Annotated in this window: 8 protein-coding genes and 1 pseudogene; 7 read left to right on the plus strand and 2 right to left on the minus strand. The window is 71.9% G+C overall.

What is annotated here, in order from left to right; all coding sequences use genetic code 11:
- On the plus strand, positions 1–303 hold a 303-nt coding region (locus I8N67_RS44080; protein ID WP_200309226.1), incomplete at its 5' end, for a DUF433 domain-containing protein.
- On the plus strand, positions 293–679 hold the full coding sequence (locus I8N67_RS40020) for a PIN-like domain-containing protein (RefSeq protein ID WP_200309227.1): 387 nt from the start codon (positions 293–295) through the stop codon (positions 677–679). The genes I8N67_RS44080 and I8N67_RS40020, both read left to right, overlap by 11 nt.
- 52 nt (positions 680–731) lie before the next feature.
- On the opposite strand, the gene I8N67_RS40025 is transcribed toward I8N67_RS40020, so the two are convergent.
- The gene (locus tag I8N67_RS40025) at positions 732–2,012 is read right to left on the minus strand and encodes an MFS transporter (RefSeq protein WP_200309228.1); all 1,281 of its coding nucleotides are present in this window, start codon (positions 2,010–2,012) and stop codon (positions 732–734) included.
- An 82-nt stretch (positions 2,013–2,094) separates the two neighbouring features.
- On the opposite strand from I8N67_RS40025, the gene I8N67_RS40030 reads away from it, so the two are divergent.
- From I8N67_RS40030 to I8N67_RS40045, 4 genes are all read left to right on the plus strand, one after another.
- Positions 2,095–3,198: an ArsR family transcriptional regulator gene (locus I8N67_RS40030; protein ID WP_200309229.1), complete on the plus strand. Its 1,104-nt coding sequence runs from the start codon at positions 2,095–2,097 to the stop codon at positions 3,196–3,198.
- Positions 3,195–3,701, plus strand: a complete 507-nt coding sequence (locus tag I8N67_RS40035; protein ID WP_200309230.1) for a glutathione peroxidase — start codon at positions 3,195–3,197, stop codon at positions 3,699–3,701. Before I8N67_RS40030 ends, I8N67_RS40035 begins: the two co-directional genes overlap by 4 nt.
- Positions 3,702–3,791: 90 nt before the next feature.
- Complete coding sequence (locus tag I8N67_RS40040) at positions 3,792–4,757, plus strand: MerR family transcriptional regulator (protein WP_200309233.1); 966 nt, start codon at positions 3,792–3,794, stop codon at positions 4,755–4,757.
- 282 nt (positions 4,758–5,039) lie between these two features.
- The gene (locus I8N67_RS40045; protein WP_200309231.1) at positions 5,040–6,734 is read left to right on the plus strand and encodes a DUF8823 domain-containing protein; all 1,695 of its coding nucleotides are present in this window, start codon (positions 5,040–5,042) and stop codon (positions 6,732–6,734) included.
- A 168-nt stretch (positions 6,735–6,902) separates the two neighbouring features.
- On the opposite strand, the pseudogene I8N67_RS40050 reads toward I8N67_RS40045, so the two are convergent.
- Positions 6,903–8,741 (minus strand): annotated as a pseudogene (locus tag I8N67_RS40050) (D-alanyl-D-alanine carboxypeptidase family protein); the annotation flags it as partial.
- Positions 8,742–9,020: 279 nt separating this feature from the next.
- Between I8N67_RS40050 and I8N67_RS44445 the strand changes: the two are divergent.
- A partial coding sequence (locus I8N67_RS44445; protein ID WP_307835515.1) for a hypothetical protein occupies positions 9,021–9,377 on the plus strand: 357 nt, incomplete at its 3' end.

The following is a 9,377-nucleotide window of genomic DNA, read 5'->3' on the forward strand; positions in this document are numbered from 1 at the left end:
TCGCAGTCTAACGCGCCCCTGCGCGCCGACGCCGGAGCTCCGACCTCCGGCGTGATCCACGTACGCACCCGGCTGACAGCCGACTTCACCGTGATCTCCAACGCCCTCGCCCAGCGGCGCGGCAGCGCGGTCACGGTCGGCGTCGCGGCGTACACCGTGGTGGCCGCCAACCGCGTCACTGTCCGGGCCATCACCGACCTGGGGGAGGCCGGGGAGACCATCGAAGGCATCGCGTACGACTACGACATGACGCCTGAGCAGGTGGACGCCCTCTGCCGGGCAGTGGTGCACCTTGCCGCCTGAGTTCTTCCTCGACCGGAATCGCGGTCGTCGGGTGGCGGAGGGGCTGAGATCCTGCGGGTGGACGGTTCCCCGCATCGGGGACGTCTTCCCGGACGACGGACAGGACATCCCGGACGAAGAGTGGATCACGTACGGCCTGGACCGCTCCTGGGTCCCGCTCTCGAAGGACGGGCGGATCAAGACCGGGGACCTGGAGATCCGACCCGTCCTTGAGCGCGAGGCCGTGCTGTTCTACCTGGACAACCAGCGGCTTCGCAGCGCAGAGACGGTCGAGCGGCTCGTCGCGCGTTGTGACGCGATCCACCGGGCCGTCGAGAAGGGCGGCCCGGCGGCGTACGCCGTGCGGCACGACCGTGTCGAGCGTACGTGGCCCTGAGGGACGGGTAACTCATGTGCAACTCGCTTGCGGTCAAACCAATTGGCACCGGTCAGCACGTACGCGGCGGTGACGAAAGCCCTGCCCGCTCGTCTCGGCCCGCCGCCCACAACCCCAGCGTCACCACCACCGACGCCCCCGCCATCACCGTCATCGCCGTGCCCGGTGAGGTCAGTTGGGCGAGCGTGCCCGCGAGGGCCGCGCTGAGGCCCTGGAGGGTGAGCATGCCGGCGGAGTGCAAGCCGAGGGCGTGGCCGGTGAGTTCGGGTGGGGTGAGGGTCAGGAGCCGCTGTTGCTGGACGAGGCTCGCGCCGAAGCCGATCGAGGCGAGGGTGGCGCAGGCCGCCGCGACGGGGGCCGGGGGCTGGAGGGCGAACAGCAGGTACGGGGTGGCCAGGAGCAGGAGCAGCGGGGTGGCCAGGCGGTCGCGCACCCGGGGCGGCAGGAGGCGGCCGACCGTCACGTCACCGGCCAGCATGCCGAGCGCCGCGCACGCGAACAGCAGGCCCGCGCGGTCGGGGGCGTAGGCGACGAACAGGGACTCGCAGCCGACGACGAGGCCGTTGGGGACCCACAGGCCGAGATAGAGGCGGCGGCGCGGGGCGGACGACCACAGGCGGGCGTTCGTGCGCCGGGTCTCGGCGACGGACGGGCGGCCGGCGGCGCGGGGGGCACGGCGGGTCAGGCCCAGCGCCGTACAGAGGGCCGCCCCGGCGTACAGGACCGCCGCCACCAGCAGCGTGACCGCCGGGGACAGGAAGGCCACCAGGGCGCCGCCGGTCGCGTAGCCGGCGATCTGAGTGAGCCCGTGCATCATGTTGAACACCGAACGGCCCAGCAGATAGCTGCCCTCCAGATCGCCGTCCTCCAGATCGCCGTCCTGCGGATGGTCGTCCTGCGGATCGTCGCCCCGCGGCTGGCCGGCCCGCGGCTGGCCGGCCTTGTGCAGGATCTCGTTCAGCAGGCCCCAGCGGACTCCCCCGCCGAGCGACGCGACCAGCCCCTGGGCCGCGATCACCACGAAGACCGCCCACAGCGGCAGACCGGGCAGCGCCAGCACCGCCGTGCTCGCCGCGAACGACACGGCCAGACCCGTCATCGTCGCCCTCGGCGGCAGCCGGTCCGCGGCCGACAGCAGGGTCGTCGCGCCGACCACCTGGGCCAGGGACGGGCCGAACATGCTGAGCGCGGACAGGAGAGGGGAGCCGGTCGCCTCGTAGACCGAGGTGCCGAGGGCCAGACCGCCGACCGTGGAGGCGGCGACCTGGAGGGCGGAGGAGAGGAAGAGAGGGGTGAACTCCCTTGTGCGGAAGAGGAGTTTGTAGGAGCGCATAAGTAGGGACGATCACTGTCCTCGCCGGCCCGGCGTTAGTGTTTCGCGCACCCGCGAAACTCGCGAGACCCGAGGAGTCCCTGTGGGCTGGTGGCAGATCAACGCCGACACCCTCGCCGGGAGCCGGTTCGTGGTGTCACCGCTCGCGGAGACGTTCGCGAGCGTGAAGATGCTGCACGCGGGGGCGGGGTCGCATCCCGGGGAACGGGCGTGGCTGGCGGCGCATCTGCCCGTGTACCGGGCGGAGTTGGCGCGGGACCCGGTCACCGCGCTTGTCGTCCGCGCCGGGCTCGGCAAGGAGTGGATCGCCGACTTCCTCACGCCCACACCGCGCGAGGGCGAGACCTTCGCCGACGAGATCGCCCGTATCCGGCACGCCGACCCCACCGCCGCCCGCGCCCACCTCGCCCTCTCCCTGCGCGGCCCCCTCCCCGCCGCCCTGCACCGCGACGACCTGCCCGACCGCGCGGCCGACCTCCTGACATACGTGTGGGAGGAGACCGTACGGCCGTACTGGGAGCGGCGGCGGCGCGTACTGGAGGCCGATGTCCTCGCCCGTACCGCGCGGTTGGGGCAGGCCGGGTGGGCGGCCGTGCTGGACGCGCTGCGGCCGGGGATGCGGTGGCTCGGTGAGAACCGGCTCCAGGTCAATCTCCACGAGTACCCGCCGCGGGAGATCTCCGGCGCGCGACTGGTCTTCACGCCGGTCACCCCTCAACGCATCGGGTGGGTGGCGTGGGAGGAGGGGGAGCGGTACGCCGTCGTGTACCCGTGCTCGGGCGTCCTCGCCGACGGGAACGACACGATGGCCGTGCCCACCGCCCTCGGGCCGCTCCTCGGCGACGCCCGCGCCCGGGTCCTCGTCCTCCTCGACTCCCCGATGAGTACGACGCAACTGTGCGCGGTGACCGGGCAGGGGCTCGGTTCCGTCGGCCGTCACCTGAAGGTGCTGCTGGACGCCGGGCTGGTGCGGCGCGGGCGGGCCGGGCCGTCGGTGTTGTACGCGCGGACGGCGGCCGGGGAGGTGCTCGTGCATGCCGGAGAGGCGCGGGCACCTGAAGCCCGCCCGGCGCTTGAGGACGAGGCCGTTCAGGCCGGAGGGGAGTCTGGGGGCGCAGCCCCCAGGGATGGGACGGGTAGGGGCGGCGGGGGCGAAAACCTTTCCGGAGATAGCATCCGCTTATGACTACCAACAACGCTGGCACCTCTGTCCTCGACGTCGAGATCGGCGCCCTCAAGGGCGGTTCCGCGGACCTCACGCAGTACGCCGGGCAGGCCGTACTTGTCGTGAACGTGGCCTCCAAGTGCGGTCTCACCCCTCAGTACACGGGCCTCGAAGCGCTCCAGGCGCGTTACGCGGCGCAGGGCTTCACCGTGCTCGGGGTGCCGTGCAACCAGTTCCTCGGGCAGGAGCCGGGCTCGGCCGAGGAGATCGCGGAGTTCTGCTCGGCGACGTACGGCGTGACCTTCCCGCTGACCGAGAAGGTCGAGGTGAACGGGGAGGGGCGGCACGCGCTGTACGAGGGGCTGGTCGGCCACGCGGACGCCGAGGGGCACACCGGGGACATCCGCTGGAACTTCGAGAAGTTCCTGATCGGCCGTGACGGCTCTGTCGTCGCCCGCTTCTCGCCGCAGACCGAGCCCGAGTCGGCGGAGCTGGTCACCGCCCTGGAGAAGGCCATCGGCTGACACCCCTCGACCTTGTCCCTGGGGCAAGGGGCACCGTCCCCCTCGCCGGGCGGAAGGCGCCCGGCGACGGAGGACGACCCAGTGGACCCGATGAACGACCTGCTCACCATCGGTGCCTTCGCCACCCGCTCACGGCTGTCGGCGAAGGCACTGCGGCTGTACGACCGGCTGGGGCTGCTCACGCCGGCGTACGTCGACGACGGGAACGGCTACCGGTACTACCGCGCCGACCAGGCCGAACGCGCCCGCCTCGTGGCGATGCTGCGGCAACTCGACATGCCTCTCGCGAGGATCGCCGAGATCGTGGAGGCCGTGGATGGCGCGGCGGCCGTGGATGGCGCGGATGGCGCGGATGGCGCGGATGGCGCGGATGGCGCGGATGGCGCGGATGGCGCGGATGGCGTGGAGCCGGACGGCGGCCGGGCCGCCGACCTGCTCGCCGCGTACTGGGCCGGGGCCGAGGAACGGTTCGCTTCCCGGCGGACCCTGGTCGCCTACCTCCGTGGACGCCTTTCGGGAAAGGGTTCAGGGATGAGCGAGATGGACGAGATGTACGGGAAGTTCGTGGTCGAGACGGTCGACACGGCCCCGCGGGTACTGCTGACCCAGTCGCGGCACACCCTCGCGGACGAGCTTCCGGCGTGGATCGGGGCCTCACTGGGGCGGCTGGAGGAGGGCGCGGCGGCCTGCGGCGGAACCACCGGGGCGGCGTTCGTCGTGTACCACTCCGAGGTTTCCCTGGAGAGCGACGGGCCCGCCGAGTCGTGCGTGCCGGTCGCGGACGAGGGTGCCGCCCGGGTCTGGGCGGCCGAGCAGGGCCGGGCGTGGGGGACGAAGGTGCGCGTGGAGCCGGCGGGACGGCTCGTGTACACCCGGATCACCAAGGCGCAGGTGGCCCATCCGCAGATCCTCGCGGCCTTCGAGGCGGTCGAGCGGTGGATCGCCGAGCACGGCCTGGAGGTCGTCGGGCCGTGCCGCGAGATCTACTTCGCGGACTGGGACGCGGCGGGCCCCGAGGACCCGGTGTGCGACGTGGCGTTCCCGGTCGCATCCTGACCTTCGTAGGTCCGTAGGGGTTTCCCTACGGCCGTAGCGGATGGAACCGGTCCTGTCGGCCAACTGTCAGCGAGTGATTAGCGTCTACCTCAACGCAGCGTCTGCCTCGGCACAGGGAGAACATCTGGGACGACGTCTGTGAAGATCCGCACCCGCCCGCCCGCACGAGTCGAACGGAACGGAAGAGCCGCAGTGGCCTTTGCCGAGCTGACCCCACGACGCCCCGTCTCGCGCGCCGGCAAACCGTCGCCGACGCGCGAGCCGTGGCGGGAGCGCCATCGAGTGGCCCTGACGGCCGCCCTGTGCGCCCTGCCGCTGTACTTCGTGTGGTGGGCGGTCTTCGCGACCGGCGGTGGCGACCTGGCGGCCCAGGTGGCGTGGGCGGAGTTCGCGAAGATGTACCCGGACTCCGCGGTCAACCTGTTCTGGTACGGCGGACTGCACGCGGCGAACTACAGCGTGCTCTCGCCGTATCTGATGGCGGCGTGCGGCGTCGTCCCGGTCACGCTGGTCTCGGGGCTCTCGGCCTCCTGGCTGGCCGGTGAGGTCGTCACTCGAACGGGCGTACGGGCACCGGTGCCGATCGCGCTGGCGGCGACGTTCTCGCTGTGGTGCCAGGTGGTGTCGGGCCGCTCCACGTTCGTCCTGGGCACGGCCTTCGCGATGGGGGCCCTGCTGGGGGTGGTGAGCGGCCGCAAGCGGTGGCCGCTGGCCGTGGCGGCGGTGTGCGCGACGCTGTCCACTCTGGGGAGCCCCGTGTCCGGGCTGTTCCTCCTCGTGGTCGGCGCCGCGTATCTGCTGTGCCGCGAGTGGGGCCGGGCGGCGGCGCTGATCGTGCCGCCGGTGACCGTCGTCGCCGTCACCACCCTGCTGTTCCCCTTCGAGGGCGAGCAGCCCATGGCCTTCAGCCGGATATGGCCGCCGGTCGTGCTGTGCGCGGTGGTCGTGCTGGTCGCGCCGAGCGCCTGGCGGGTACTCCGCCTGAGCGCCGCGATCTACGCGCTCGGCGTGGTCCTCTGCTACCTGATCCCCACCCCCATCGGCACGAACGTCGAACGGCTCCTGGAGCTGGCCGGACCCGCCGCGGCCCTGGCGATCTGCCTGTACCGGGGCGAGGCCCGCGCGGACGACTCCCGGCTGCCGCTGTCCTGGTTCACCCCCCGGCGGCGGCAGCTGGCCGGCGCGGTGGCCCTGGTCCTCTCCCTGACCTGGCTCACCGGCAAGACGACCGCCGACATCGTCACCAACACCAAGGTGCCCGAGTGGGCCGTCAAGACCGACGGTGTCGTGAACGAGCTCCAGCGGCTCGGCGCCTGGAAGACCCGCGTCGAGGTGGTCCCGGCCCGCGACCACCGCGAGGCCGCCATCCTCGCCCCGTACATCAACATGGCGCGCGGCTGGAACCGGCAGGCCGACGTCGAACGCGGCCGGCTCTTCTACGAGGGCCACGGCGGGACCGAGGTGCCCGAGGGCGCCTTCACGCCGACCGCGTACAAGGCCTGGCTCTCCCAGTGGGCCGTCGGCTTCGTCGTCCTCGTCAACGGCGAGCCGGATGGGCCCGCCGAGCTCGAACACGCCCTGGTGACCAGCGAGCCGGACTATCTGGAGCCCGTCTGGCAGGACGCCAACTGGAAGATCTACCGGGTGAAGAACGCGACGCCGCTGGTCGACAAGCCCGCCTCCGTCGTCAGCGCCGACGGCGCCAACCTCGTCGTCCACATGACGAAACCCGGTGAGGTCATCGTCCGCGTCGCCTACTCCCCCTGGCTCTGGGCCGACAACGGCTGCCTCACCGCCGACCGCGAGTCCGACGGCGACCTCACCGAGTTCACCCGCCTGACGGTGCACGAGGCGGGGGACGTCCGCATCAGCTCCCAGTACGGGGGGCCTTCGCGGAAGACGGCGCTGGAGTGCGAGAAGGAAGCGGAGGAGAAGGAGCGGGCGGAGGACGGGGAGAGCGGGGAGAGCGGGGAATAGGTCGGGCGCCCTTCCCGTAGCTACGAGATACGAGCTACGGGAAGGGCGCCCTGGTGTCAGTTCATGCGGGTCAGTTCATGCGGGTCAGTTCATGCGGGTCAGTTCATGCGGGTCAGTTCATGCGGGTCAGTTCATGCGGTTCAGCCCATGCGGGTCAGCTCACTCGGGTCAGCTGATACGCGTGAGTCTCGGTCCGAAGCCAGGCTCGGTGAGGTCCTTCTGGAGGGCGACCGGTACCTCGATGCCCTCGCCCGAGCCGTCGCCGACGATCAGTGTGCCGACCTTGGTGCCCGCCTCGGCCGCGTGCGGCAGCGACTCGTTCGCGTCGAGTTCGAGCTTGACGGTCTTGCCGGCCCAGCCGACCGCGGCGACGTCCTTCGTGACCACGACCGGACTCTGACCGCCGAGCCCGTCGTCGACGTGTCCGACGACGGTGCCCTTCTTCAGGATCGTGCTGGCGGTCAGCGCCTCCTGGGAGGCGATCATCGCCGTCTTGCTGACCGCGTTGACCGTGTCGATGATCGGCGGCGTGTGCTGGCCGAGGACCGCGCCGACGACGATCGCCGTCCCGCCGCCGACCTCCTGGGTGGCCGCGAAGAGCAGGTTGCCGCCGGCGGGCGTGGTCGAGCCGGTCTTGATGCCGATGGCGTTGTCGTACGGGACGAGCCGGTTGTAGTTGTCCCAGCGCTTGCCCGAGGGGTCGAACCAGTAGGGCAGCTTGGTGATGTCGGTCAGGGCCTTCATCTTCACCAGCTCGTTGCCGAGCTTGACCTGGTCCTCGGCGGTGGAGACGGTCGACTCCTTCAGCCCGGACGGGTCGGTGTACTTGGTGTCGGTCATGCCGAGGTCCTTGGCGGCGGCGTTCATCTTCTTGACGAACTCCTCCTCGGAACCGTTGCTGTCCCAGCGGGCGAGGAGTCGCGCGATGTTGTTCGCGGACGGAATCATGATCGCCGCGAGGGCGTCGTACTGGGAGAGGTTGTCGCCCTCCTTGACGGTGTTGAGCGTGGACTCGCCCTTGCCGTCCTTGTCGTAGCCGCCCTCGGTCTCGGCCGTGGCGTCGACCGGGATCGTCGCGCCCTTCGCCCCGACCTTCATCGGGTGTTCCTTCATGATGACGTACGCGGTCATCGCCTTGGCGACCGAGCCGATGGCCACCGGCTCCTGCTTGCCGAAGGTGTCCATCGTGCCGATGCCGTTCACGTCCATCCAGCCCTGGCCCTCGGCGGGCCACGGCAGGGAGACCTTCTCGCCCTTGAACGTGTACGACGCCTCGGCGGTCAGGGCGAGCGTCGCTGTCGGGAGCGGCCGTACGGCCTGTACGACCGCAAACACGATCACCAGCAGGATCGCCAGCGGTGTCCAGATCTTGACCCGCCGGATGACCGTCCGCACCGGGGTCTGCCGGGGCGGCGGCGTGTTCGTCAGCTCCGCCAGCAGATCCAACGGCGGCCTCGGCGGCAGCGGTTGCTGTGTCGTCCGCTCCGGCCCGATCTGCGGAATCGCCCGGGTCGCCTCAGCGGGGCCCTGCGCGGGCTCGTCCCACCGCTTGAGGGCTACGAATTTGCTGGTGCGTTCGCTGGGGGGCGGCTCAGGAGCGGCCTCGTCGTCGGCCTCGGCCTCGGCTTCGCCGGCCCGCTTGGTGGCACCGGCGGCGCCGCCCAGTTTGAGCATGGTGGTGGGGTGGTCCAACGCGGGCGGCCGGGGAGCCCGGAAGACCCCGGTCGGCTGGTCCACCCCCGCCTCCCCACCCGCGCGGCTCTCGTCGCCGGGCGCGGGCGACCCCTGTGGGCCGTCCTCGACGTCGGCGGCTCCCGGATAGCCGTCTGCCGACGTCTCCGCCTCCGACTTGCCGACCTCGGCCTCCGACTTGCCGACCTCGGCCTCGGACTCGACCTCGGCCTCGGACTCGGCAGCTTCCGGCTTACCGGCTTCCGGTTCCGGAGCGGGGTCGGTGTCCGTGGCAGCGGCAGGACCAGCCGCCGGGGTGCCGGCCGAACCGGGCCGGGCGTCGGGCCTGCCGCCTTCGGAGGTGGGCCGGGCGTCGGCGGTGTCGCCGGGCGCCACCGCGTTCTCGGAGCCAGGCCGCACATCCGGGTCACCGGACCCGGCTTTGCCCTCGGAACCTGGCCGCGCATCGGCAGCGGCACCGGCCTCCGCCTTCGCCTCGGCACCTGCCCGCGCATCCGCGCTGTCGCCGGGCTCCGTGGCGGCCTTCGAGCCTGCACCGGATTCGGGCTCCCGAGCAGCCTCGGGGTCGGCGTCGCGCCGAGGGTCAACGTCTCCTTGGGGCTTGGCGTCCCGCGAGGGCTCAGCGCCCCCCTGGGGCTCGGCGGCAGCCTCAGGCCCCGCCTCCGCCCCGGCTGCGGGCAGTCGTGCCGCTGGGGCGGCACGGGTGGGCGCGGCGGCACCCCGCAAGCGCGGGTCAGCGTCACCGCGCTCCGCCTCAGCAACAGCCTCCGGCTCAGTCTCGGAGGCCTCGTCATCCGCAACGGGCTCGTCCTCGGTGCCCGCGTCGGCCTCCGCCTCCGCATCACCGTCCGAGCCACCCGCACCGGCTGCGGCCCCGCCGCGCTCCGCGCCCGAGCCCTCGCCCGCAGCCCGGTCGGTCACCGGCTCGCCGGCCACCGCCTCCCCGGACTT

The organism is Streptomyces adelaidensis (genome assembly GCF_016598475.1).
Classification (GTDB): domain Bacteria; phylum Actinomycetota; class Actinomycetes; order Streptomycetales; family Streptomycetaceae; genus Streptomyces; species Streptomyces adelaidensis.